Source organism: Bacillus cereus group sp. BcHK124, from assembly GCF_027712065.1.
In the GTDB taxonomy this organism is placed as follows: domain Bacteria; phylum Bacillota; class Bacilli; order Bacillales; family Bacillaceae_G; genus Bacillus_A; species Bacillus_A pacificus.
This window is the reverse complement of record NZ_JAQFPJ010000001.1, coordinates 1-25,380: the sequence shown is the minus strand read 5'-3', so window position 1 is coordinate 25,380 and position 25,380 is coordinate 1. Positions and strand designations below refer to the sequence as shown.

The window sequence follows — 25,380 nt, the reverse complement described above, 5'->3', positions numbered from 1 at the left end:
CTTGCCAATCCTTTACAGCGTCATAAAGAGTATCGTAATAAGAGAAAGAATTGGAACCCCAACTAATAACGATACGTGAAACACAACTGATAAATCATTCCCAATTGTCGCTTCCACAGGATCTTTCGCCGGGGAACCAAGAAACCCGATTAATCGATCGAATCGACTTACCGTTTTTGGAAAGTCCGGTACTTCTACATGGTCACTATCTAAATGCTGTTTTAATTTATATTCACTCTTAAAGGGATTTTCGCTCAATTTCATCCACCTCCAGCAATTGTTTCAATTTCTTTATCCCGTTATGGAGTCTCGATTTCACTGTTCCAATCGGAATGTTTAATATCTCTGCAATTTCTTTTTGCTGCATATCATGATAATAAGAGAGAATAAGGACAGCTCGCTGGTCTTCCGGAACTTTCAAAATTGCTTCCCTTACTGTGAGCCGATCTTCGTGAGAAAATTCTTTTTCCTGAATCGGCACTAAAAACGGCAAAAGTGTACGCCACTTTTTTCTCCTATTTAATTTATTAATCATAAGACGATAACCAATTTGAAATAAATACGTTTTTATTTTTCCCTTTTCAGGTTCATACATATGTTTCTTACGCTCTAGCGTCAAAAACGTATCTTGGACAAGGTCGATACTCAATTGTTCATCTCGGTTAAATCGATATAAAAATGTGTATAGCGCTGGTTTGATTAAAATATATAGTTTTTCCCCAGCCTGCTTATCTCCACTTTGATACGCAAGCATGAGCTCCTCCTCAATCCCAATCTGCGCCATGATTTTTGATCTCCTTGATACCTTTTAACGTTAACGAAATGCGGGAAATTAAATAGCAACTTGCGACAATAATCCATACTTGTGATTGATTCGTAAAAAATTGAACGTACGGATTTTGAATTGTCTGGCCGGTTGAAACTAAAATATTTAACGCTTGCACACATATGCATGCATACACTGCCAGGCAAGCCGAAATCGTATCAAATACATTCCAGCGAAAATATACTTTTGTTTTTGTAAAATCAATTTTATATCCTTTTTTCCGTACTATATGCTTTCTATCAAACGGAATAATGATGGAAAACATAACAATCATCATAACTCCAGCTGTGATCATCGACACTTTAAATCCGATTGGCATCGGTAATAGTAAACCACAAGAAAATACAGCTATAATTCCAATTAAAGCAAAAGTAAGAAGTAATTTATTAGACATAAAAAAAGCCTCCCTCATCTATTCTTTCATAAATGTATACAGACGAGGAAGGCACTTCGTTCAAATATTATTTTATTTTTTCAGCCATAATCTTTTATCCAAACCAGTCCTCTTTAAATAGTACATAATGGTTTTCCAAAAATAGCTCATTGTATTTAGGGAATAAGCGTTTCACTTGATTCTCTAATTTAAATCCTATTTGCTCCATAGATCTGCATGAATTGATATTTTTATCCCATGCCTGTGCACGGATCTCATCCACATCTAAAGTTGAAAATAAGTAATTATATATTAAATTCCTTGCTTCTCGATTGACACCTGTACGCCAAAACTTACGTGCAATCCGCTGAGCCTCTGCACTCACAATTAACTTTTTATTTTCATTCACCGTTGGCACAGAAATCCAATATGTCCCTATCATTTCCTTTGATTGTTTCATTATAATTGACCAAGCTATAATCTCTTCCAAATTTTTATAAGTGTGTAACAGCTCTTTCATTTCATTACTATCTTTCGGGATCGTATTCGCTGTCCAACGATGCATATCAGGATCTTTCATTACCTCATACCACTGTTTGTAATCCTTTTCCGGTTCTATAGAACGTAAGCACACTATGTCTCCTTCTAAATTTGGTATCTTCATCTACGTTAACTCCTTTACTATTTACAAAAAGAAAGGTCTGAACATTATTTCGTTCAGACCTTTCTCTCTTAATCTTCCATCGTTGATAAGTCACCTGTTGGTAAGTTTAACTCCCACGCTTTTAATACGCGGCGCATAATTTTACCGCTTCTCGTTTTCGGTAATTTATCTCTAAATTCAATTTGTCTTGGCGCTGCATGAGCTGCTAGACCTTTCTTTACAAATTGACGAATTTCTTCTTTTAATTCTTCAGATGGTTCGTAACCTGCACGAAGCGCGATAAATGCTTTAATAATTTCGCCGCGCACCGGATCAGGAATACCGATTACACCAGCTTCTGCAACGGCAGCATGCTCGATTAATTTGCTTTCTACTTCAAATGGTCCAACGCGCTCACCTGACGTCATAATTACATCGTCAATACGCCCTTGGAACCAGAAGTATCCATCTTCATCCATGTATGCAGAGTCACCTGATACGTACCAATCGCCTGGCATGAAGTAAGACTCATACTTTTGTTTGTTATTCCAAATTCCACGCATCATCGCTGGCCAACCTTTACCAATTGCTAAGTTACCCATTGTGTATGGAGGCACTTCATTTCCTTCATTATCAACAATCGCTGCTTTTACACCTGGAATTGGTTTACCCATTGAACCTGGACGGATTTCCATACAAGGGTAGTTACAAATAACTTGTCCACCTGTCTCTGTCATCCACCACGTATCATGAATACGAAGTCCAAATGCGTTCATACCCCATCGAATTACCTCTGGATTTAACGGTTCACCAACGCTTAATACGTGGCGCACTTGTGATAAATCATATTTTTTAATTGCATCTTGTCCAGCACCCATTAACATACGGAACGCTGTTGGTGCGCTATACCAAACTGTTACGCCGTAATCTTGCAGCGCTTCATACCAAGCTTCTGGACTAAAACGTCCGCCTAAAATAACATTTGATGCTCCGACTAACCACGGTGCGAAAATACCGTAAGCTGTACCAGTTACCCAGCCTGGGTCAGCTGTACACCAATATACATCGTCTTCTTTTAAATCTAATACCCATTTCGCCGTTTGATAGTGCTGAACCATTGCGTTTTGCGCATGGAGCACACCTTTTGGCTTACCAGTAGAACCAGACGTATAATGTAGAATCAAACCGTCTTCACGGCCTAACCATTCAATATGTAATTCTTTTGAAGCTTGTTCAAATAAAGGGTTGAACGCTACTGTCTTACCGCCTTCTTCTACATGATCCCCAACAAGGAAAACTGTTTTTAAAGCTGGTAAATCATTTAATGGTACACGCTCTAACAATTCAGGTGTTGTAATTAACACTTTTGCTTCGCTATCTTCTAAACGATCGCGAACTGCGCCTTCCATAAATGCTTCAAATAACGGACCAACAATTGCCCCTAATTTCACTGCACCAAGAAGTGCGAAATATAACTCTGGGGAACGCGGCATAAAAATAAAAACGCGATCGCCTTTTTCTACATCACCATAATTTTTTAGGACGTTTCCTGCTTTATTAGAAAAATCCTTCATTTCCTTAAATGTATACTTCTCTTTTCGCGATCCATCTTGATAATAAAGGGCTACTTTATTCTTTCGATCGGATTTCGCATGCTTATCAATTGCCTCATACGCCATATTTACTCGGCCTGTTTCATTCCAAGTAAAGTTTTTATTAACCTCTTCCCAGTTAAAATTTGCGTATGCCTCATCATAATTCGGCAAATTATTTTCTCCTTTAATGACAGGAAGCGTTTCTACTTTCATACTTTACATCCCCCTCCTATGTATTCTATTATCTATTATAATAACATTATTTAAAATTTTCAGTATATTTGTTGATTTTTAGACAAATTTTTAATGACAAAATTCGATTCACATCGCATATATTATAAAGTACGATATGAATAGATTCACAAACCCTCAAGGTGGTGAGCAATACATTGATCCATAAAAAAATATATAATGCTAGAAACTTAAAAACAGCGAAAGGCACTTTAATTATTGAAGGGCCTGTCTCTACACATAACTTAGAAATGTATGAATTTCATCCAGATTTAGTTGCGTTTCGTCCTGCCGAGCAGCAATATAAAGCAATTGTCGAAATTTCTAAATTGCCAGAAGCTCGTCTCATTATTGCTAGACATGACCAAACGATTGTTGGATATGTTACATACTTGTATCCTGATCCACTTGAACGATGGTCAGAAGGAAAAATGGAAAACTTAATTGAGCTTGGGGCAATTGAAGTGGTCCCAGCCTTCCGCGGGAGTTCTGTCGGAAAGAACTTACTAGAGGTTTCTATGATGGACGATTATATGGAAGATTACATTATATTGACGACTGAATATTATTGGCACTGGGATTTGAAACAAACAGGCTTAAATGTTTGGGAGTACCGAAAAGTAATGGAAAAGATGATGAATGCTGGCGGGTTACAATGGATGGCTACAGATGATCCTGAAATTTGTTCACATCCTGCTAACTGTTTAATGGTCCGCATCGGTAAACGCGTTGATACGGATTCTATTCAAGCATTTGATCGTCTACGTTTTCACAATCGTTTTATGTACTAATAAAGGGGGCAACTGGAATGATTGTAGAAGAAATTATGAATCAAGATGTAGTGACATTACATCCAAACGATACAATCGAAACAGCAATCCGAACGATACGTACGAAAGGCATTCGGCACATTCCAATTGTCGATCAAAATAATCATGTCGTAGGCATTATTTCTGATCGGGATGTAAGAGATGCAAGTCCGTCTATTTTAGATGAACAAGTTTCACTCGATATGCTGAAGCAACCGCTTGAACTGATCATGAAACATCCTGTTATGACTTGCCATCCTCTCGATTTCGTTGAGGAAATTGCTACTTTATTTTTTGAAAATAAAATTGGCTGTCTTCCTGTTACAAAGGCTGGAAAGTTAGTCGGAATCATTTCTGAATCGACTGTACTGCATACGTTAGTGAAATTAACAGGGGCACATCAACCGAGTTCACAAATTGAAATTCAAGTAAAAAATGAACCTGGTATTCTTGGAAAAGTCGTTGCTATTTTTAGCGATTTACAAATCAATATCGTGAGCGTTCTCGTCTACCCAGCAAAAGATGAGAATGATAAAGTACTCGTTTTCCGCATTCAAACGATGAATCCGCTAAAAGTGATTGATGCACTTGAAACAGAAGGCTACCGCGTATTATGGCCGAACATTATGGGGATGCAAGCATGAGTAGCGCGTTTATTTATTCGGATGACTTTCGGGGCTATTCATTTAGCCCTGATCATCCTTTTAACCAACTGCGCGTCACACTTACGTATGATTTATTACAAAAGGGTGGTTTCATCTCTCCTTCCCAAATCATTTCACCAAGGATGGCTACAGATGAAGAAATTGCCTACATTCATACAGAGGAGTACATAAATGCGGTAAAACGTGCTGGAGAAGGTAAGTTAGAAAAATCAATTGCGATGACATATGGACTCGGAACAGAAGATACACCGATGTTTCCAAATATGCACGAAGCAAGCGCATTACTCGTTGGTGGTACGTTAACAGCTGTCGATGCTGTTCTTTCCGGGAAAGTAAAACACGCGCTTAACTTAGGAGGCGGCTTACATCATGGCTTCCGCGGCAAAGCATCTGGCTTTTGCATTTATAACGATAGCTCTATCGCAATGAAATATATTCAAAAGAAATACGGTTTACGCGTTTTATATATTGATACAGATGCTCATCACGGTGATGGTGTACAGTGGTCTTTTTATGACGATCCTAACGTATGCACCATTTCACTACATGAAACCGGTCGATATTTATTCCCTGGAACTGGAGCTGTAAATGAACGTGGACAAGGTAATGGTTATAGTTATTCTTTTAACGTTCCACTCGATGCTTTTACAGAAGACGAATCTTTCTTAGATTCCTATCGAACTGTCGTAAAAGAAGTGGCCGCATACTTTAAACCGGATATTATTTTAACGCAAAATGGCGCTGACGCACATTACTACGATCCACTTACACACCTTTGCGCAACGATGAATATTTACCGTGAAATACCGAAGCTCGCTCGCGAAATCGCTAACGAATATTGCGAAGGTCGTTGGATTGCTGTCGGCGGCGGTGGCTATGACCACTGGCGCGTCGTCCCAAGAGCTTGGGCACTCATTTGGCTCGAAATGAACAACATCCAAAACATCTCAGGTTATCTCCCTCCAGAATGGATTGAAGCTTGGAAAGGACAAGCAGAAACAGAACTTCCCCTCACATGGGAAGATCCAGACAACATGTATAAACCTATCCCCCGCAAACCAGAAATTGAAGAAAAGAACGCATTAACTGTAGCGAAATCCCTTGAAATTATTCGGAATAATATGACAAAATCTTTGTACTAAACGAAAAGGAGGCTCGTTTTTGAATAGCCTCCTTTTATTTATAGCTTGCTATTATTGTCGTTTTTTGTCGGTAAGTCGATATATTTTAATAATCGCTGATATATTTCAAGTTGCGCCGATATATTTTGATAATCGCTGATATATTTCAAGTTGCGCCTATATATTCTAATAATCGCTGATATATTTTTATGTACTAACGGACTTTATAAGGAAAGGTCGTGATATTATGTGGACACAACAAATGATCCACACGAAACGTGGCACATTTGAACTTTTTACAAAGGGAAATGGCGAACCACTTTGCATTACACATCACTATTCACAATTTAATGAAACGGGTGATTACTTTGCGGATGTTTTCACTTCTACGCATCGTGTATTCCTCATTAATTTACGAGACGCTGGTAACTCTGTAAAAGCCAATTCAGAAAAAGAATTAAGTATGACTGAAACCATTCACGATTTAGAAGCGATACGAGAATCTTTACAACTTCCAATATGGCATTTCGCCGGCCATTCAACAGGTGGTATGCTCGGACTTTTATACGCGATTACCTATCCACATTCCTTACAATCATTAGTCGTGGTCGGAGCCGCAGCAAGTAACTACACGGAAACACCATTTTGTATTTATCATCCAGAACATCCGCAGTTTCATTATATGCAACAACTCATCGAAAACTTAAAAAGCCCTCACCTTACAAATGAAGAACGAAAAGAACTAGCTACTAAGAGAACAAAATTATCATTGTATAAACCAGAAAACTACAACTCTTATTTTGATAAACCGATCAAAAAAATAATGTCTGCTAGCCGAATAAATGCTTTTTCTCACGAATATCCAGCATTTAATTTACGAGAACATTTACCTTCTATGAAAACAAAGACACTTATTATATGCGGAAGACACGATGTGCAGTGCCCAATTCAGTATTCTATCGAGATGCATGAGGGTATACGTAATTCTATTTTTGTGACATTTGAAGAGAGTAACCATTATCCCTTTTTGGAAGAAGCTGCTCAGTTTACTTCTACTACTCGAACATTTTATAAATAGCTACATCAGTACCGTTATTATTAAGGAAAGCTCACAGTCTCTGTAAGACTATGAGCTTTTTTCAAAAGAAGTATTTCAACTAGTAACAATTAAAAGAAGAACACACAAAACCACTAAACCTAAATCAATAAATACTGCCTTTTTATCTCCTTCTTTTAAACTTATTAGAAAACTAGAAACTATTTTAATTGCAAAAAAGACCATCATAAATAACCCACCGAAATGATCATTCGTAAAATCTTCATCATAAAACATTTGTATTGCACCGATAATTAATAAGATAAGTATGATATTGGTTCCAATCTTTAGAGCCTTGTTTGATTTATTATCTTTTAATATATCCCCCAAAATGTAGCACGCCCTCTCAAACTATCTTGTGTGTTGGCACAGATGTTTTATCCCCTTTTACATTTTAACATAAATTACCTTATATATACTTTTACTTACAGTTATAGACATGCACGGCAATGATAATGTTTCCTTCATTGCAACATGCTCATAACTTTAAAGAAATAGAGAATGACTCGCTGGAAGGACATAAGTAAAAGCTAATTTTTGCCTTCCTCCCCCACCCTATGCTACATTTAACCCGTTATATCAATATGAATAGGGTGGGATTACATATGAACAAACCTAAAATTGGGATGATTGGACTTGGAAGTATTGCACAAAAAGCTTATCTTCCAACACTTACAAAAGAAACAGATTGGAATTTTGTAGGGGCGTTTACACCTAACGCGGAGAAAAGAAAACAAGTTTGCCAGCAATACCGCATTCAAGACTTCCATTCTATTGAAACGTTAGCTTCGGAATGCGATGCAATCTTCGTTCATAGTTCAACTGCATCGCATTATGAAATCGTTTCTGAACTTCTGAAAAAAGGAATCGATGTTTACGTTGATAAGCCGCTAGCTGCTACAGTAGAACAAGCTGAGAAACTAGTTGAGTTGAGCGAAAAGTATAACCGAAAGTTAATGGTCGGATTTAATCGCCGATTCGTTCCTATGTATGTTGCAGCAAAAGAGCAAGCTCATAATATTTCATGGGTTCGAATTGAAAAACACCGCACAAATAAAGTCGGACCATATACGTACGACTTTACGATGTTAGATGATTACTTACATATTGTAGATACCGCTCGCTGGTTAGCTAACGATGAGCTTAACGTCGTTCATAATATGATGCAAATCAATGAAAAGAATGAACTTCTTTACGGACATCATACATATACAACGCCAAGTGGACTGTTACTTTCTACCGCAATGCATCGCCATGCCGGTACAAATTTAGAACAAATTGAACTTGTCACAACAGGAAAAATCATTCGCGTAAAAAACATGAACGCATTTGAAGTTGAGCAAGAAAATGCAGTTTCTCAAATTGGTTCCCCATCATGGGATACGACGTTAAAACAACGTGGTTTTGAAGATGCTGTTCATCATTTCATTGAATGTGTGCAAGGAGATACAAAGCCTATTGTAGATGGATTAGAAGGATTAAAAACGCAGCAAATGTTGCAATCTCTTCTGAATGATGTAAACAAAAATTAAAACGGATACATTTTTCAGAATTTACTTTCATTCCCATTCCCTCTTTATTTCTCACGCAAATTTCTATAGAATATGTTGATAGGAATTATAAATTTCATAATGAATCGTGGAAAGGATGGGATTAACACATGTGGAACGAGTTTAAAAAGTTCGCTTTCAAAGGGAATGTCGTTGATTTAGCTGTCGGGGTTGTAATCGGTGCTGCATTTGGTAAAATCGTTAGTTCTTTAGTAAAAGATGTTATTACACCATTACTTGGTATGGTATTAGGTGGCGTTGACTTTACAGATTTAAAACTTACATTCGGTAAGTCATCTATTATGTACGGTAACTTCATCCAAACTATTTTTGATTTCTTAATTATTGCAGCGGCTATCTTTATGTTTGTTAAAGTGTTCAACAAACTAACATCTAAAAAAGAAGAAGAAAAAGAGGAAGAAATTCCAGAACCAACAAAAGAAGAAGAACTTCTTAGCGAAATTCGCGACTTATTAAAACAACAAAACTCTTCTAAAGATAGAGCATAATTGAACGGATAAAAAGGCATGTCCCGAGAGGAACATGCCTTTTTTATATGCTATAACGTTTCCGAATTCATATGAATAAATAAAATAATACCAGCAACCATAAGTACCATAATACTACTTGCAAATAGTGTAATCCCCATAAACATTAAACTTGTGCTCATATCCACCGATACACTTTCAATAAAAATAGAAATTACATACGTGATAAGGGCAATTCCTGCAAGAATACTTCCTGGAACAAATCGCTTTAAACCATTTTGTTTTAACGTCATATATGCAAAAATAGCAGTCATACAAAGCGTAATTATCCAAAGAACGATCATCTCTTCTCCCCCCTCACAAGCCTTTTCTTTCTATTATACATGACATTGCCCTATAATAGTTAAAATTGCACTTATGTGACATATAACAAGGAACAATACCATTTTGTAGCGAAGTCACCAATAAGCCATATACTCGGGAGGATTTCAATTGGAAGATGATATTGTAGGATACTTTAAACAAGTAGAGCGATATGATTATATTATAATTGACTTAGACAAAAAGTTTTTTTACATGGAAGTTGTGCAACTAAAAACAAATATAACTTCGCTAAAAATATCACTTAACTTAGATAAAGATGAAACTATTATTGCTGGCAATGTGAAACAATATGATCCTTCTCGGTTAGAACAATTCATACAAAACTTTAAACACACTGCACAAACATGTCTTGAACATAATTTACGAAGTCCTGAAGAACTTTTTGCATTTTGGAAAGGAAATTGACCACCAGAAAAATGGATATTTTTCATATATATTGATATAATTACCATATATATATATTCTTTATAAGGGAGTGTTCATAATGATTTGGATTTCACTAATCGTATTAGCCTATTTCATCATTCTCGTCCCAATACAGTATAACTACATTAAAATACTCAAAGAAAAACAGAAGAAAATGAATATGTCACAAAACGAACTATATGACAATATGTCTTATGAAGAATCCCAAATACATTACCATTACCAAAGTAACGTATTTACAATACCTGCTTCACTTGTCGCAAGTATTATTTATAGAGTGAAACATGCAGCATAATATGTACGCTGTAAAATTATTGTTTGAATCTGTTCATTCTGGTGAGTCTGATCCTACGAAAATGGATGAGCATTATGAAGAAAATCACGATACACTTTTTGAAGAAAGTATTATTCTTGTTAAGGCACACAGTTTGGAAGAGGCCCATGCACTAGGTGAACAAATCGCTATACAGTCTGAGCATACGTACGATAATATGTACGGTGAGCAAGTAACGTGGGCGTTTCGAAAACTATTACATGTGTTTGAATTAGACGATACACCATTTGAAACTGGAAAAGAATTATACGCAAGATTTTTACACGTTAAGAAAAATGAAACGGTGGATACTATAGTTCAAACATACTATCCTGAATATAAATAAAAGCTCACAGCAATCGCTGTGAGCTTTTTTATACTTACTTCGTTGAATCTCTAAATTGGATACGGTGAGGTAAGATAACAGTGTGATCTTCCACTTTTTCTTTGTTCATATACTTTGTTAATAGACGCATTGCTACTGCACCGATATCATACATCGGTTGTACAACTGTTGAAAGTTGCGGACGAACCATTAATGCAAGGCGTGTATTATCGAAACCAAGTACTTCTACATCAGTTGGTACGTTTAATCCAGCGTCTTGTGCTGCGTGGATTACACCTAGTGCCATTTCATCAGAAGATACGAAGATTGCTGACGGCTTCTCATCAAGGCCCCAAAGCTTTTCGAATGCTTCGATACCTGAATCATATGTGTAATCTCCATCTATTACAAGATTTTCATCATATGAAATACCTGCTTCTTCTAGAGCTTTTTTATAACCTTGTAATTTCTTCGCGCTTCCCGCTTTATCAATGAAAGGACCAGAGACGAAACCGATACGCTTATGTCCTTGTTCAATAAAGTGCTTCATTGCGTCGTAAGCTGCTTGTGTATAATCAATGTTTACTGATGGCGTTTCATTTTGCTCATCAAATGACGCTGCTAATACGATTGGTACTGGAGACTTTTTAAATTCTTCAATGTGAATGTCTGTAATATCTTCACCCATGAAAACAATTCCGTCCACTTGTTTTCCAAGCATCGTATTTAATAAATGGAACTCTTTCTCTTTGTTTTGGTCAGAGTTACTTAAAATGATGTTATATTTGTACATTGTTGCGATATCTTCAATTCCACGAGCAAGTTCTGCATAAAACGTATTTGAGATATCAGGAATAATAACACCTACTGTAGTTGTCTTCTTACTTGCTAATCCACGTGCTACCGCATTTGGGCGGTATCCTAAACGATCAATTGCTTCTAATACTTTCTTTCTTGTTGTAGGCTTTACATTTGGGTTACCGTTCACAACGCGTGACACGGTAGCCATTGAAACGTTCGCTTCGCGCGCTACATCATATATTGTTACGTTCATCTCATCGCACACTCCTTCTATTTTTGCTATCTATTTTTATGTATCGGTTACTTGAATGAAAAAAAGACATCAACTCTATTTGCAGATGCCACCAATCGTCCCGAGTTCTTCCTTTTACTAATGATACGATAAAAACGCAGGGTCATACAATATTTTCCCGCAAAAGTTTCGAAAAAATTCGCTTCTTTTCTCGTATTTTCGTATTTTTCATGAAAAAAAGGGTATTTTTTGTAAAAATATAGATGTTTCATAAGTAGAAATCTTATTTTAAGCAGTACGCTAGCTAGTAATTGAAATTTATATCAGCGATTTTTTGAATATATCGACTTACCAACAAAAATCGACAATGATAGGGGTAAATTGAGATTAGTACAGCGGAAATATGGAGCGTATTACGTGACGCCCTGTCCCATCGTCCCCTTTCATTTACAGTAAAAAAAGACAGTTTAAACACTGTCTTTTTTTATAAGAAGGAAACAAACGGTTTATCGCTGTTTTTCTCTTTTATAACAATTGCCTCAATTTTATTCTCGGACTTTATCTGCAATTGTACTTTTGCATCTTTCGGTAATTGGTCTAACATACTTTGAGCGGCGAGTTGAGTAAGAGCCATTAATTCTGTTTTACCGTTATATTTAATAACAATATCCATATTTAATGTATCCATTTGATTTTTCTTATAAGAAACTTTAGCATTTACTGGGATAAAGTCTCCAGGAGAAAAACCTTTCATTGCCTCAGCAAATTTATTTATTTTTTCATTATCTTCTCCATGTGCTTGTGTAAATTCATCGGAAGGATATGAATACGCTTTTTCTTCAATTGCATTCCAATTTCCAAGGTTCGTATCATTCTTTTGAACGGTAGCACTAGCAATATACGTGCCATTTTTTAAAGAACTTGTACTTTCTTGCTTAAAGATAGCAAACGTAATTGGAGATTTATTATACTTGTCATTTTTATGAATAGCTTCAATAAGTTGCTTAGCAACTTCAGTCCCCTTAGACATTGCCTCTTCATTGGATACACTTGAAGACATAGCTAACCCAATTACAACGCCGGATAAACTTAATTCATTTGAATTCTGTTTCCCGAAATAGTCTTGTTCTATAATATTTGTCAAAACAGGTGCTTCTACTTTTGCGACTAGTTCATCAACTAACTTCTCAGGAATATACTGATTTAATTGAAGCACATGGTTTTCTGTATCAAATTGCTCTTTTGCAATATTCATTAAACCATTTTCATACTCTGCTAAATCTAATTTAGAATTTGTTTTTACATTAGCTGTATTTATAACCTTTTGTTCTTTTAAAGGAATTACAGTTCTATAATAATCTTTAGAAACAGCAGTTCTCGGAATCATACTTTTTTCTTTCGTATCCTTTTGTATAACTTCATCCTTCTTACTAATCGTATCATTACTACAAGCTCCTAGTAATAAACTTACGACCGCGAAGGATAATGCCATTTTCTTCATTACTTAAAACCTACTTTCAACAATCTAGTTATTTAATTTGAACTAATAACAGTGTACCATTAAATATATTTCAACAAAAACAAAAAAAAGAAGCAAGCACCTTTCGCTTGCTTCTTTTTACTTAATATTCTCTTCTAAAACATCTTTTTTAATGTTCCAATGAGACGTATTCCATACTACCATCCCATCTTTTATGTATAACACTTGCGGAGATTCATGTTTCATGCTGTACTGTTCTGCAACACGATTCGAAACATCTCTCGCATCTTGTACGTATAAGTAGTACGCTGGTACCGCTCTTTCTTCACTACAATAAGCTTGAAATTCTGTATAGGCACCATGACTAATCGGGCATGTCGTACTATGTTTAAAAAGAACATAAGGCTCGTTTTTTTCTATTAATACTTCGAGCTCTTCAATTGTTTCAAGTTTTGTCATATTCATTACGATTCACCTCTCATACGAAGTCTAGAGCGCTTCTCTTTCTTTTCAGCTTTTTTCTCAAGTCTTTCTAATTTACGCTCTTCTTTTTCAACCTTTTTCTCTTGCCTTGTCGCACGATAATGATTGTATACTTCAATTGCTGCGCTACTCCACTGTACAACTTGCGCTACTTTATCTGCATTATTTTCAATTTCGTCCGTAACAGACTCTGATACATTACGAAGTTTCGTATTTAAGGAATGGATTGTCGTTCCAATTCCATCTACACCCGATACTACTTTATTTAATGATTGTGACTTCTGTTGAATGTCATCAGCTAACGCATTTGTTTTATGTAATAATTGCTCCGTCTCTACGCTAATTCCTTGCATTTGCTTTTCTAAACCTTCTAACGTACTTGCAACGTTTTCTAACGTCTTCTGAACCGATAACAACGTTCTGCATACATACACTACTAATACAGCGAAAGCAACCGCGATAATAGCCGCACTTACATATAAAAGAACTTGCATTTCATCACTTCCTTTATCTTTTTCATACTTTCCCCTATTATACAATCATTTTCCGTTTCGTTCTAATCCCTATCTTTTCATTAGAATTTTCATACTTATTCGTTAACTTTAACATAAATCATTCAACAAATTCCACTAAGTAGGTTACAATAGGAGAGGATACATAATTAGTAGGGAGGCTTTACATATGAAAGATCCACGCATTGAAAAGTTAGCATACAATTTAATTAACTACTCTATTCGCTTACAAAAAGGCGAAAAAGTATTAATTGAAAACTTTGGCTTACAAAAAGAACTTGTAACTGCACTTGTTAAAGAAGCATATGCAGCTGGTGGTTTCCCATTCGTTTCTTTAAAAGATCATCAAGTAGATCGCTCTTTATTAATGGGTGCTACTGAAGAACATTTTGAACAAATCGCAGCCTATGAAGCAAGCGTAATGAAAGATATGGACGCTTATATCGGTCTTCGCTCTGGCGATAACATTAACGAACAAGCTGACGTGCCAAGTGAAAGAATGCAAATTCATGGTCAGACAGTTGGTAAGAAAGTTCATAGAGACATTCGCGTTCCGAAAACACGCTGGGTTGTTCTTCGCTACCCAAATGCTTCTATGGCACAGCTTGCGAAAATGAGCACAGAAGCTTTCGAAGACTTCTACTTCGAAGTATGTAACTTAGACTACGGTAAAATGGATAAGGCGATGGATAGCCTTGTTACATTAATGAATAAAACAGATAAAGTGCGCCTAACTGGACCTGGAACTGACTTAACATTCTCTATTAAAGACATTCCAGCAATTAAATGCTCAGGTCATTTAAACATTCCAGACGGTGAAGTATACTCTGCACCAGTTCGTGATTCTGTTAACGGTACAGTTTCTTACAACACGCCATCTCCTTACAACGGTTATACATTTGAAAATGTACAACTTAAGTTCGAGAACGGACAAATCGTTGAAGCAACTGCAAACGATACAGAGCGCATTAACAAAATCTTCGATACAGACGAAGGCGCACGCTACGTTGGTGAGTTCGCAATCGGCGTAAACCCATACATCTTACATCCAATGGGAGACATCCTATTCGATGAAAAAATCGATGGCAGCTTCCACTTCACTCCTGGACAAGCTTACGACGATGCATGGAACGGTAACAACTCGAACATTCACTGGGATTTAGTGTGCATCCAACGTCCTGAATACGGCGGCGGCGAAATTTACTTCGACGACGTACTAATCCGTAAAGACGGACGATTCGTTGTACCTGAATTAGAAGCTTTAAACCCAGAGAACTTAAAATAATGAAAAACGCTCGGGATTTTTTCCGAGCGTTTTTTAATATTTTAATAAGTCTTTCGCCACATCTTCTGGCACTTTAAAACTCATTTTCTTATTTTTCATTTTAACTTCAACATAAGGGACATCTTTATATACTGTCATCGTACCAATTTCATGTAACTCCTTTTTATCTTTACTCGACTCCGATAATTTTGTTGTACCTTCTTGATACATTTTAAATGTTTTCCCTTGCGGAGTATCTAAAGGAGCCGACTGCATTTCCCACTTATCCATTTTCATGACTTCAAACAGCTTTTCAATTTCTTTCTTATCGGTAATTACTTTCTTTTCACTTGAATCAGTAAGTGATTCAATTTCAACTTTTTGTGCCTTTTCTAAGTTTAGATCCGTCTTTTCCTTCTTTGTACTACATCCTAGTAAAAGAAAGGATGCGGTTAGCAGAAATACAAATAACATAAGGACTTTTTTCATTTCTAATTCTCCTAACTATATAGAGCTACTTTTCTCGCCTTTCGTTTGCTGAAAATGAAAATAATATAAAAGCACCACTGCGATCGTACCTATTAATATTGGTACATATAAAGGCAGATCCCATTTCATATATACTCTAGTGCAACCAACAAGCACAAATAATATTTCTAAACAAAACAAAGGTTTTACATATTTCATTTCTTCCCTACCATTTCTATTTTCACATTTGGATTCTCTTTCTCAATAAGCGCCAAAAATTCATTCATATGTTGCGGCATCGCAACCATATGTACTTTATATGCATTTGTCGTAATTTCAAGAGATTTCCCAACTTGACGAATGATTCTTATCTCTTTCAATACGATATCATCATTTAAAATACCGTACTTTAATACACCATTTTCTACTTTATGCTGTTTAATAAATACTTCCCAAACGAGTGGTACATTTACAAGGAAGCATAAACCCATTCCAATTAACGCTGTCATCCACTGCTCTTTATTTGTGACAATCATGACAAGTGGATACACAAACATAAAAGCTAACGTGAGACAAACGAAAATGACTACTGACTTACTTCTTTGAATCGGAAAGTTCATACACGCACCCCCTAACCTAAATTATACCACTTTTTCCATTTTAGTTCATAAAAAAAGGTCATTTCTACATGACCTTCTTAAACAATATATCTATAAAATTTCTTATCCACCTGCAACACTGGAAAACTTTTTGGCAACTCATCTATACTCACACTTTGAAAATCATTCTTTTCATAAAAGCGATGTGCTGCTAAAAATTTAACTGTCGTTCCTAAGTAAATGTCTTTCAGCTTTTTATTCTCAGCCCACGAAATTGCTGTTTGGAGCAACTTATGTGATGCGCCCCACTCTTTTCCGCGAAATTCTTTTTTTACGAACATTTTTCTTAACGCTACTTGATGATTCCCAATATCTAATAAAGCTACTGTTCCAACTACTTTCCCATCATAAATTGCTACCCAAAAGTTCCCATGATTCCTTTGATAGAACGTTTCTATTTCAAGTAGGTCTGGCTGCTCTTCTTTCGTAATGGGAACATTGTACTCTTTTTGCTGAATATGAACGATAAGATCTACTACTTCATCTTGAAACGTACTTTCATACGGAATAATGCGTATCTTCTCGTTCATCGAATCTCCTTCCACTCTGAAGCTAGTAAACTATATACTGCGACATCATGAAAATGATCATATAGCCATTCTTCATCTCTTAAAACACCATCTAACTTAAACCCTAAACGTTCTGGAATAGCGCGACTTTTCACATTTTCAACACCGCATCTAATTTCCATTTTATTTAATTTTAAATTCTCAAATGCATAGTGAAGTACAGCCTTCACGCTACGCGTCATAATACCTTTCCCGCCAGCATCTTCTGCCAGATAGTAACCGAGACTTGCCGCTTTCTTCCCCCAGCTCACTGGATGAATACCTACCATCCCAACGAGCTTTCCTTTATAACGTATGCCACTTTCAAAACCGTCTCCCTCTGCAAACTTCTTTAACCACATCGGACAAATCTCATTATAAGCATCAGCAGATTTCGTCCCATCTATCCAAGGAAGCCATCTTCTTAAATGGTTACGGTTTTGATCTATTAATTGATATAATCCCTCTTTATGATGCTTCTCTAATAATTGTAATTCGATTTCGTCGTCTACCCGGAGTGTGAACATGTTTTTTAGCTCCCTTTTTTATTTTTCTTATTATTCTAACATTTTTTAAATGAAAAATGTTCAATATTCACACTTCCCTTTTTTTATTTGTATAAAACCAGAAGAACACAATACTCCCGTAATAACTAATATCATCCCTATACATTGTGCGGGTGCTATATTTACTCCCTCTACAAAAGAAATAATCATTGTAACTACAGGCACTAGATTAAAAAATAAAGATGTCCTTGCTGCACCAATTTGAGCAATTCCATTATTCCACCATAAGTAACCAAGCACACTCATTCCAATTGCCATAAAGAGAATTGCTCCCCATGCCAACAAAGGAATTTCTAAAACTGGTACTATACTTTTTTGTGTAGAAGATATGATCATAAAGGCAAGTGCACCAATAGTCATCGTATATGTCGTCGTTTGTATTGGATTACCAGTTTTAATAAACCTTCTGCCTAGCACGCCGTATAACGCCCAGCAAATATTCCCTAATAAAATATAAAAATCCCCTTTTGAAAATGATAAATGTGGTAGTATTGTAAACGAACCTTGTGTAAGTACAAAAACAACGCCAATTAATGCAAGTAACATTCCAATACCTTGGCGCTTCACAATTTTCTCTCGTAAAATGACACTTGCTAACAGCGTCGTAACGAGAGGATTTGTCGCCATAATAAGTGCACCATTAACAGCTTCTGTATATTTCATTCCTAGAAAGAAAAAGAAGTTAAAGCCGAATACACCAACAATACCTAGCAAAAGATAATAGGTCCTATTCTGCATCCATACTTCCAAATCAAAATCTTTTCGTATTTTTAACAAACATAACATCACAAATGCAGCAATCCCAAAACGCCATGCTGCTATATGAATTGCTTCGAAATACTGCACCGCATATTTCGAAGCATTAAATGTCCCACCAGTAAATATCGCAAAACCTAATAACTGCGTATATACTTTATTTTTCATTGCCGGCCTCCAAGTCTTTTTCTTCTAAAAAACCGTAATAAATTTCTAACTTCTCCTCCGTTAGCTGAACAACTTTTTGTAATTGTTCCTGCTGTTCTTTTAACCTTTCTAAATGAGTTGTTAAAATTGAAATTCTCTTTTTTACTTTCGCTGGTACTTCCTCTTTCTTCTGCCTAATTTCCTCTATAATGCACCCATCACTTGCAAACTCAGCCATCTCTTCTAATGACATTCCGGTTTGTTTTAATGAATATAAAAATTTTAATAAACGTACATCGCCTTCTGTATATTGACGAATACCGCTATTTCGCGTTGGTGGTGGTAATAAACCTAATTTCTCATAGTAGCGCAAAGTGTGAATGCCCATCCCTGTTAATTCTGCTACTTCACCGATTTTATACATGTTCTCTCCCCCTTGTTTTTACATATTCATCTTACAACCTAGAGTTAGCTCTAGGTCAATACGAAAATAAAAATCCACTATATACGATTGATATCTAGATATGAATCATATATAGTTAAAGTATGGAAAAAAATGATAATTTTATAATTCAATTACGTAAAGGTGTTTTTGATCTCGCTATTTTATCTTTAATAAGTAAACAACCTATGTACGGATACGAAATTACAAGTGCATTACAAGATATCCCTGTATTTCATATCCCAAACGGTTCGATTTATCCTATATTAAATCGAATCACGAAAAACAATTGGGCCGTTTCCTATTGGGAAGAGTCCGGTGATGGACCAAAAAGAAAATACTACCGAATTACAGACGAAGGGAGAGAAATTTTACATAATCGCTTACATGATTACGAGGAAGTGTATCAAGCTCTAATGTTACTAGCTAAAGGAGAGGATAAAAAATGAACAAAGAACAATTCTTTGCAAATGAACTCATTGCTTCTTTCTTACATGACCTTCACAAAGGTTTAATGAACTTACCTACATCAGCAAGAGAGCAACACATGCTAGAAATCAAATCCGATTTATACGAAAATGCATTATGTAAAGAAAGTGAAGGGATACCATTAGGAATCATTCCTTCACAAGTGATTGAAGAATTTCTTCCTCCAAAAGAATTAGCAAAGGAAATTGCAGCAGAATATACAGACGTTATTCAAGATGTACAGCAATCTACAAATACATTTATTAAATACTTTACAGGTTTTTCAATTGCTCCACTTGGCGCTCTATCAATACCGATTGTACTTGGTTTTATCAATATTTCAGCCTGCTTGCCATTTTTACTAGCCTTTATCGCCAGCAACATTTGGTTTATTTGTAGAAAAAATCATTGGAATACAAAGCAATTACAATTTTTAAAAACAGTGATTTCCTTTAGTACTAGCGCTTTGATTGCACTTCCATTTGCATTTTTCGCGATTCGAATTATGATTACAAAACAATTCGATATGTTTTCATTCTATTATTTAATTGGATATGTACTTTTTAGTTCAATTTATATCGTTTTGTTAAAACAACTCTACAAAAAGAATAAACAATACCAACCTATCAATGCTTTTTAAATGTATCGAACACAACAAAAAAGACGCACAGCCACCGCTATGCGTCTTTTCTATTACTTCTCTGCAACTTGAACTTCTTTTACGTAAGCTGCTTCGAATTTTTGGATGTCTCCTGCGCCCATGAAAATGAGAACGCCGTTTTTATGTTTCTTTAGTACATCCGTTGTTGTATCTGTAATTAATTCTGCACCGTCAATACGCTTTTGCAGATCTTCGATTGTTAATTCACCCTTGTTTTCGCGCGCTGATCCGAAAATATCACATAAGTATACTTGATCCGCTTTGCTTAGGCTTTCAGCGAACTCATCTAAGAACTTTTCTGTACGTGAGAATGTGTGTGGCTGGAATACAGCGACAATTTCACGCTCTGGATGTTTTTGACGAGCTGCTTCAATCGTTGCATTAATTTCTGTCGGATGGTGTGCGTAGTCATCGATAATAACTTGCTCTCCCATTGGCTTTTCATTAAAGCGACGTTTTACGCCTTCAAAAGTTGTTAGCTGATGCTTAACTGCTTCTACATCAACGTTTTCATAATGGCAAAGCGCGATTACTGCTAATGCATTTAATACGCTGTGGTTGCCGTATCCTGTAATTTTGAACGTGTCATAGTACGTATTACGAACGAATACATCGAAAATAGTACCATCTGTTCTCTTTTGAATGTTACGTGCTTGGAAATCATTATCTTCTCCAAATCCATAGAAAATAACAGGTACTTTCGCTTGAATTTTTTGAAGTTCTTCATCATCTCCACATGCAATAATGCCTTTTTTCACTTGCAATGCCATCTCTTGGAATGCACTGAATACATCATTGATATCTGTGAAATAATCCGGATGATCAAAATCAATGTTTGTCATAATCGCATAGTCTGGATTGTAAGACAAGAAATGACGACGATACTCACAAGCTTCAAATACAAAATACTTACTATTTTCTACCCCATGCCCTGTTCCATCTCCAATAAGGTAAGATGTAGGGTGTGCACCTTGCATTACATGGGCTAACAAACCAGTTGTTGATGTTTTTCCATGTGCACCAGTTACAGCAACACTTGTGTATTGATTCATAAGGTCACCTAAGAAGTGATGGTAACGATGTACTGGGATATTTAATTCTTTTGCTGCTACGATTTCTTCATGCGTATCAGGAAATGCATTTCCTGCAATAATCACTTGTCCTTCTTTTACATTACTTTTATCAAAAGGAAGAATCGAGATACTACGCTTTTCCAACGCTGTTTGTGTAAAGAAACGCTTTTCATAATCAGACCCTTGAACAGTATGCTTCATGTCATGAAGAATTTGCGCTAATGAACTCATTCCTGTTCCTTTAATTCCTACAAAATGGTAAACTGTCATCTTAAAGAACCTCCAACATTTCGAACTAATACAACGGCCTATCTATAAGACAGTATATGAATCTTTTCTTATTTTGGTAATCATCATACATTTTTGATGTAGTGAAGTTATTCTTCCCTTCACTTATCAGGATAAACTCGTACGTACTTCTTTTTTATGTCCATAACAAATCCATTATAGCAAAAAAGAAGCCGCTATACTATGATAACAGAAAAACTGATAGGGTCAATCACCTATCAGTTTTTCTCTCTTTTACATATCTTCTCTTTTTTCTAATTGAACACGCTCTAAACGTGGGTTTGGACGATATTTACGACCAGCTTTCGCTTCTGGTTTTCCATTTAATTCTACATTATCACCAGTAAAGCCAATATTCATTTTTAATAAGCTACTTCCTACTCCGTATATATCAACAGGTACGTTTTGAGCTTCAAATTCACGAATACGCTTCTCATCAAATCCACCAGTTACAACGATGTCTACATGCTGGAATCCTTCTTCATCAAGTGCTTTACGAAGTGCGAATACGAGCGATGGGTTTACACCACGTGGATCGAATGTTCCAAGCACTTCTGGGTGGCGAATGAAGTATTGATCAATCATCGTACGAGACGTATCTACACGTACACCTTTTAATGTTGATCCAAATTCACGCGCTACGCGAAGTGCGTCTGTAATGACATCATTGTTGTAATCAATTAATACAACTAATTCATCTTCTGGGAATTTCTTATGATATGCTTTTGCTGCTTCCACAACATCACCATTAAACATTTGAATTAATGCGTGAGGCATCGTCCCCATACCACTTTTGCCCCACCATTCATTCATCGCATGCGTCGCTTGTGCGCTCATGCCTCCGATGTATGCTGCATAACCATCACCAGCTTGTTGTGTATAATGATCATCACGATCTCCCATGAAAATAACTGGTTTTTCTTTATCTACACTACGTGCAGCTTGGACAACGTTATATACGTTTGTCGCAACCGATGTACGACGAGCTAAAATCCCATCAATGACACCTTCTAAAAATCCGAAATTTTCATAAGGACCATGAATTGTTAACACTGTTTCAAATGGACTAATTTTATCGCCATCTTTTAAAGAGTTAATTTCAAGTTCCTCAGGATTTTTAGCGAATGTTTGTAGCAATGCAATGACTTCATCCGTTCCGCAAAGAACTGCATTTTCCTTTTGGAAAAATTGCATCGTTACAACACTTTTCGGGCGAAATTCTTCGATGATTTCTCTAGTCTTTAAAAAGTAAACGGCTGAAAACCAACCTTCTCCAACACGTTCGTCAAATTTAAATGTTTTATTTGTTAGTCTATTTATTTCACCTTTTAATTTTAATTCAATTTCTTTCATGTCGCTTTACTCCCTACTTTACTATCCAACATTTTCTCTTAGTATACAGCAAAACCGTTTACTATACATTTGTTTCCTGCATAGCGGCAAATTCATCCTCTGAAATAAGGACATCTCTTGGCTTCGTTCCTCTACCTTCAGAAATAATTCCTTGCGATTCCATCTCTTCAATGAGACGTGCCGCGCGATTATAACCGATGCGGAATTTTCGCTGTACAGAAGATGTGGACGCTCCCCCTTGTTCTACAACAAATTGACATGCATCAAGGAACAATTCGTCTTCCGACTCAGCCTGTTCTGTTTTCGCTAATAAATCCTCTTGCTTAAATAAGTAATTCGGTTTCATTTGCTTTTTCACATGATCAACTGTCTTTTCAATCTCATCATCCGATACATATACACCTTGTACACGAACTGGCTTAGATGTACCGTTCCCTAAGAATAACATATCACCACGGCCAAGTAATTTCTCCGCGCCCCCAATATCAATAATCGTACGCGAATCAACTTGAGATGATACAGTAAACGCAATACGCGTTGGAATGTTTGACTTAATTAAACCTGTAATAACATCTACAGATGGACGCTGCGTCGCTACTAATAAATGAATACCACAAGCACGTGCTTTTTGCGCAATACGACAAATCGCTTCCTCAACATCACCAGGTGCTACCATCATTAAGTCGGCTAACTCGTCAATGACAATAACGATATAAGGTAATGTCTCTCCCGGAATTTCTCGCTCACTTACAATCGTATTGTAACGAGTTAAATCACGAGCTCCTGCGTGCGCAAATAATTCATAACGGCGCTCCATTTCTTCAACTGCCCATTTTAATGCAGCTGTCGCTGCTTTTACATCCGTAATAACAGGTGCTACAAGATGTGGAACAGAATTGTATGGTGCAAGCTCAACCATCTTCGGATCAATTAACATTAACTTCACTTCATGTGGTTTCGCTTTATATAAAATGCTCGTTAAAATGGCGTTAATACACACACTTTTACCAGAACCTGTTGCACCCGCAATAAGTCCGTGTGGCATTTTTCGAATATCCGTTACAATTGGATCACCTGAAATATCAAGTCCAAGCGCAACTGTAAGCGGTGATTCGCTCTTTGTAAACACAGGACTTCTTAAAATTTCACGAAGAAATACTGGCTTACTTTCTTTATTTGGAACTTCGATTCCAATCGCACTCTTCCCTGGAATCGGCGCTTCAATACGAATATCTTTTGCCGCTAAACTTAGCTTAATATCATCACTTAAGTTTGTAATTTTATTTACTTTCACACCTGGATCTGGCTGTACCTCAAAACGAGTTACTGCTGGACCTTGCGATACATTAATAACATGTGCGCCAACGTGGAAATTATTAAACGTTGTATCTAATAATTCTTTCTGTTCTTCCAACCATTCCGTATTATCTAACGCTGCTTGCTGCGGAATCGATAGCAATGTTAATGACGGAATCGTATACGTCGGTGGTGTTTGCAATACATTTCGCACATCATTCTCTCTTTGATTTACAACATATGCTTTCTCTTCTACTTCCGTACTTGAAATTGGCTTTTGTACTTGTTGAGATTCTACTACCACTTGCTGCACTGGACGTTCTTCTACTTGTGGTTCTACTACTACTTGTTGCATTGGTTTTTCTTCTGTTTGTGGCTCTACTACTACTTGCTGCACTGGGCGTTCTTCTACTTGTGGTTCTACTACTACTTGTTGCATTGGTTTTTCTTCTGTTTGTGGCTCTACTACTACTTGTTGCATTGGTTTTTCTTCCACTTGTGGTTCTACCACTACTTGCTGCATTGGTTTTTCTTCCACTTGTGGTTCTACTGCCACTTGCTTCATTGGTTTTTCTTCCACTTGTGGTTCTACTGCCACTTGCTTCATTGGTTTTTCTTCCACTTGTGGTTCTACCACTACTTGCTGCATTGGTTTTTCTTCTACTTGGTGTACAGGCTTATTCTCTACTCGTTCTTTCATAGAAGGTTGCATTGCATTCGTTCTAGCCGCATGTCTTTCCACTAATCGCGCTCTATCTTGTTTCAACATAACAACATTGAATGGTACGTGACGCTTTTTCTCACGTTTAGGTTCTTCTTTTTGTACAACTGGTGGCTCTTCTGCGACCGGTGTTTCCTCTGCAACTGGTTGTTCTTCTTCAATCACTGTTTCTTCCACAACTGGTTGTTCTTCTTCAATCGCTGCTTCTTCTACAACTGATTGTTCTTCTTCAATCGCTGCTTCTTCCACAACTGGTTGTTCTTCTTCAATCGCTGCTTCTTCTACAACTGATTGTTCTTCTTCAATCGCTGCTTCTT

Annotated in this window: 33 protein-coding genes; 12 read left to right on the top strand and 21 right to left on the bottom strand. The window is 36.5% G+C overall.

The window, feature by feature from the left end:
* Positions 1-12 precede the first annotated feature (12 nt).
* From PDK19_RS00165 to acsA, 5 genes are all read right to left on the bottom strand, one after another.
* Positions 13-258: a hypothetical protein gene (locus tag PDK19_RS00165; RefSeq protein WP_001293796.1), complete on the bottom strand. Its 246-nt coding sequence runs from the start codon at positions 256-258 to the stop codon at positions 13-15.
* A complete protein-coding gene (locus PDK19_RS00160) occupies positions 239-784 on the bottom strand; it encodes an RNA polymerase sigma factor (RefSeq protein WP_000057179.1) in 546 nt (181 codons plus the stop codon). Before PDK19_RS00160 ends, PDK19_RS00165 begins: the two co-directional genes overlap by 20 nt.
* Positions 765-1,220 carry a lipoprotein gene (locus PDK19_RS00155; RefSeq protein WP_000066437.1) on the bottom strand — a complete coding sequence of 152 codons (456 nt, stop codon included), beginning with the start codon at positions 1,218-1,220 and terminating at the stop codon, positions 765-767. The genes PDK19_RS00160 and PDK19_RS00155 overlap by 20 nt, the downstream gene beginning before the upstream one ends.
* A 94-nt stretch (positions 1,221-1,314) precedes the next feature.
* Positions 1,315-1,863 (bottom strand): GNAT family N-acetyltransferase, encoded by a 549-nt coding sequence (locus tag PDK19_RS00150; protein WP_000701302.1) that lies wholly within the window; start codon positions 1,861-1,863, stop codon positions 1,315-1,317.
* A 68-nt stretch (positions 1,864-1,931) separates the two neighbouring features.
* Positions 1,932-3,650: an acetate--CoA ligase gene (gene acsA / locus PDK19_RS00145; protein ID WP_000862042.1), complete on the bottom strand. Its 1,719-nt coding sequence runs from the start codon at positions 3,648-3,650 to the stop codon at positions 1,932-1,934.
* 176 nt (positions 3,651-3,826) lie between these two features.
* On the opposite strand from acsA, the gene acuA reads away from it, so the two are divergent.
* From acuA to PDK19_RS00125, 4 genes are all read left to right on the top strand, one after another.
* Positions 3,827-4,459 carry an acetoin utilization protein acetyltransferase AcuA gene (gene acuA / locus PDK19_RS00140; protein WP_000581400.1) on the top strand — a complete coding sequence of 211 codons (633 nt, stop codon included), beginning with the start codon at positions 3,827-3,829 and terminating at the stop codon, positions 4,457-4,459.
* A 17-nt stretch (positions 4,460-4,476) separates the two neighbouring features.
* Entirely contained in the window at positions 4,477-5,121 is a 645-nt protein-coding gene (locus tag PDK19_RS00135; RefSeq protein ID WP_002190901.1) for an acetoin utilization AcuB family protein, read from the top strand.
* Positions 5,118-6,284 carry an acetoin utilization protein AcuC gene (gene acuC, locus PDK19_RS00130; protein WP_000092800.1) on the top strand — a complete coding sequence of 389 codons (1,167 nt, stop codon included), beginning with the start codon at positions 5,118-5,120 and terminating at the stop codon, positions 6,282-6,284. Before PDK19_RS00135 ends, acuC begins: the two co-directional genes overlap by 4 nt.
* A gap of 205 nt (positions 6,285-6,489) precedes the next feature.
* Positions 6,490-7,341 carry an alpha/beta fold hydrolase gene (locus PDK19_RS00125; RefSeq protein WP_270706677.1) on the top strand — a complete coding sequence of 284 codons (852 nt, stop codon included), beginning with the start codon at positions 6,490-6,492 and terminating at the stop codon, positions 7,339-7,341.
* Positions 7,342-7,416: 75 nt separating this feature from the next.
* Here PDK19_RS00125 and PDK19_RS00120 read toward each other — a convergent pair whose 3' ends face one another.
* Complete coding sequence (locus tag PDK19_RS00120; RefSeq protein WP_000502321.1) at positions 7,417-7,689, bottom strand: hypothetical protein; 273 nt, start codon at positions 7,687-7,689, stop codon at positions 7,417-7,419.
* A 275-nt stretch (positions 7,690-7,964) separates the two neighbouring features.
* On the opposite strand from PDK19_RS00120, the gene PDK19_RS00115 reads away from it, so the two are divergent.
* Both PDK19_RS00115 and mscL read left to right on the top strand, forming a co-directional pair.
* Positions 7,965-8,891 (top strand): Gfo/Idh/MocA family protein, encoded by a 927-nt coding sequence (locus PDK19_RS00115; RefSeq protein WP_049111874.1) that lies wholly within the window; start codon positions 7,965-7,967, stop codon positions 8,889-8,891.
* 128 nt (positions 8,892-9,019) lie between these two features.
* Positions 9,020-9,418, top strand: coding sequence for a large-conductance mechanosensitive channel protein MscL (mscL, locus tag PDK19_RS00110; protein ID WP_000267018.1), 399 nt, complete (start codon positions 9,020-9,022; stop codon positions 9,416-9,418).
* Between the two features lie 50 nt (positions 9,419-9,468).
* Here mscL and PDK19_RS00105 read toward each other — a convergent pair whose 3' ends face one another.
* A complete protein-coding gene (locus PDK19_RS00105; protein WP_000636593.1) occupies positions 9,469-9,741 on the bottom strand; it encodes a DUF3917 domain-containing protein in 273 nt (90 codons plus the stop codon).
* Between the two features lie 148 nt (positions 9,742-9,889).
* Here PDK19_RS00105 and dhp61 point away from each other — a divergent pair, with 148 nt between their 5' ends.
* From dhp61 to PDK19_RS00090, 3 genes are all read left to right on the top strand, one after another.
* On the top strand, positions 9,890-10,186 hold the full coding sequence (gene dhp61, locus PDK19_RS00100; RefSeq protein ID WP_000389134.1) for a protein Dhp61: 297 nt from the start codon (positions 9,890-9,892) through the stop codon (positions 10,184-10,186).
* Between the two features lie 79 nt (positions 10,187-10,265).
* Entirely contained in the window at positions 10,266-10,502 is a 237-nt protein-coding gene (locus PDK19_RS00095; protein WP_000637881.1) for a DUF3949 domain-containing protein, read from the top strand.
* A 1-nt stretch (position 10,503) separates the two neighbouring features.
* Positions 10,504-10,866: a DUF4288 domain-containing protein gene (locus PDK19_RS00090; protein ID WP_041184570.1), complete on the top strand. Its 363-nt coding sequence runs from the start codon at positions 10,504-10,506 to the stop codon at positions 10,864-10,866.
* 34 nt (positions 10,867-10,900) lie between these two features.
* Here PDK19_RS00090 and ccpA read toward each other — a convergent pair whose 3' ends face one another.
* The 4 genes from ccpA to PDK19_RS00070 all read right to left on the bottom strand — a co-directional run bounded on the left by ccpA (position 10,901) and on the right by PDK19_RS00070 (position 14,335).
* Complete coding sequence (ccpA, locus tag PDK19_RS00085) at positions 10,901-11,899, bottom strand: catabolite control protein A (RefSeq protein WP_001103292.1); 999 nt, start codon at positions 11,897-11,899, stop codon at positions 10,901-10,903.
* Between the two features lie 463 nt (positions 11,900-12,362).
* Positions 12,363-13,379, bottom strand: a complete 1,017-nt coding sequence (locus PDK19_RS00080) for a CamS family sex pheromone protein (RefSeq protein ID WP_000738019.1) — start codon at positions 13,377-13,379, stop codon at positions 12,363-12,365.
* Between the two features lie 117 nt (positions 13,380-13,496).
* Positions 13,497-13,823, bottom strand: coding sequence for a bacillithiol system redox-active protein YtxJ (gene ytxJ, locus PDK19_RS00075; RefSeq protein WP_001057460.1), 327 nt, complete (start codon positions 13,821-13,823; stop codon positions 13,497-13,499).
* Positions 13,823-14,335 (bottom strand): DUF948 domain-containing protein, encoded by a 513-nt coding sequence (locus tag PDK19_RS00070; protein WP_001197726.1) that lies wholly within the window; start codon positions 14,333-14,335, stop codon positions 13,823-13,825. The genes ytxJ and PDK19_RS00070 overlap by 1 nt, the downstream gene beginning before the upstream one ends.
* 187 nt (positions 14,336-14,522) lie before the next feature.
* Here PDK19_RS00070 and PDK19_RS00065 point away from each other — a divergent pair, with 187 nt between their 5' ends.
* On the top strand, positions 14,523-15,638 hold the full coding sequence (locus PDK19_RS00065) for an aminopeptidase (RefSeq protein WP_000654739.1): 1,116 nt from the start codon (positions 14,523-14,525) through the stop codon (positions 15,636-15,638).
* Between the two features lie 33 nt (positions 15,639-15,671).
* On the opposite strand, the gene PDK19_RS00060 is transcribed toward PDK19_RS00065, so the two are convergent.
* From PDK19_RS00060 to PDK19_RS00030, 7 genes are all read right to left on the bottom strand, one after another.
* A complete protein-coding gene (locus PDK19_RS00060) occupies positions 15,672-16,106 on the bottom strand; it encodes a hypothetical protein (protein ID WP_000757108.1) in 435 nt (144 codons plus the stop codon).
* 15 nt (positions 16,107-16,121) lie between these two features.
* Entirely contained in the window at positions 16,122-16,304 is a 183-nt protein-coding gene (locus PDK19_RS00055; RefSeq protein WP_000878352.1) for a hypothetical protein, read from the bottom strand.
* Complete coding sequence (locus PDK19_RS00050; protein WP_001010639.1) at positions 16,301-16,705, bottom strand: PH domain-containing protein; 405 nt, start codon at positions 16,703-16,705, stop codon at positions 16,301-16,303. Before PDK19_RS00050 ends, PDK19_RS00055 begins: the two co-directional genes overlap by 4 nt.
* 77 nt (positions 16,706-16,782) lie before the next feature.
* Positions 16,783-17,274 (bottom strand): GNAT family N-acetyltransferase, encoded by a 492-nt coding sequence (locus PDK19_RS00045; RefSeq protein ID WP_001003139.1) that lies wholly within the window; start codon positions 17,272-17,274, stop codon positions 16,783-16,785.
* A complete protein-coding gene (locus PDK19_RS00040) occupies positions 17,271-17,819 on the bottom strand; it encodes a GNAT family N-acetyltransferase (RefSeq protein ID WP_270706407.1) in 549 nt (182 codons plus the stop codon). The genes PDK19_RS00045 and PDK19_RS00040 overlap by 4 nt, the downstream gene beginning before the upstream one ends.
* Positions 17,820-17,879: 60 nt before the next feature.
* Entirely contained in the window at positions 17,880-18,782 is a 903-nt protein-coding gene (locus tag PDK19_RS00035; protein WP_049111881.1) for a DMT family transporter, read from the bottom strand.
* Positions 18,772-19,185: a MerR family transcriptional regulator gene (locus tag PDK19_RS00030; RefSeq protein ID WP_000276601.1), complete on the bottom strand. Its 414-nt coding sequence runs from the start codon at positions 19,183-19,185 to the stop codon at positions 18,772-18,774. The genes PDK19_RS00035 and PDK19_RS00030 overlap by 11 nt, the downstream gene beginning before the upstream one ends.
* Positions 19,186-19,307: 122 nt before the next feature.
* Between PDK19_RS00030 and PDK19_RS00025 the strand changes: the two genes are divergently transcribed.
* Together PDK19_RS00025 and PDK19_RS00020 are read left to right on the top strand one after the other, a co-directional pair.
* Positions 19,308-19,652: a PadR family transcriptional regulator gene (locus PDK19_RS00025; protein ID WP_000414139.1), complete on the top strand. Its 345-nt coding sequence runs from the start codon at positions 19,308-19,310 to the stop codon at positions 19,650-19,652.
* Positions 19,649-20,311, top strand: a complete 663-nt coding sequence (locus tag PDK19_RS00020) for a hypothetical protein (RefSeq protein WP_270706404.1) — start codon at positions 19,649-19,651, stop codon at positions 20,309-20,311. The genes PDK19_RS00025 and PDK19_RS00020 overlap by 4 nt, the downstream gene beginning before the upstream one ends.
* A 53-nt stretch (positions 20,312-20,364) precedes the next feature.
* On the opposite strand, the gene murC is transcribed toward PDK19_RS00020, so the two are convergent.
* From murC to PDK19_RS00005, 3 genes are all read right to left on the bottom strand, one after another.
* The gene (gene murC, locus PDK19_RS00015; protein ID WP_000219470.1) at positions 20,365-21,675 is read right to left on the bottom strand and encodes a UDP-N-acetylmuramate--L-alanine ligase; all 1,311 of its coding nucleotides are present in this window, start codon (positions 21,673-21,675) and stop codon (positions 20,365-20,367) included.
* Between the two features lie 252 nt (positions 21,676-21,927).
* The gene (locus tag PDK19_RS00010) at positions 21,928-23,046 is read right to left on the bottom strand and encodes a nicotinate phosphoribosyltransferase (RefSeq protein WP_000658369.1); all 1,119 of its coding nucleotides are present in this window, start codon (positions 23,044-23,046) and stop codon (positions 21,928-21,930) included.
* 61 nt (positions 23,047-23,107) lie between these two features.
* The coding region (locus tag PDK19_RS00005) for a DNA translocase FtsK (protein ID WP_270706402.1) at positions 23,108-25,380 on the bottom strand (2,273 nt) is incomplete at its 5' end.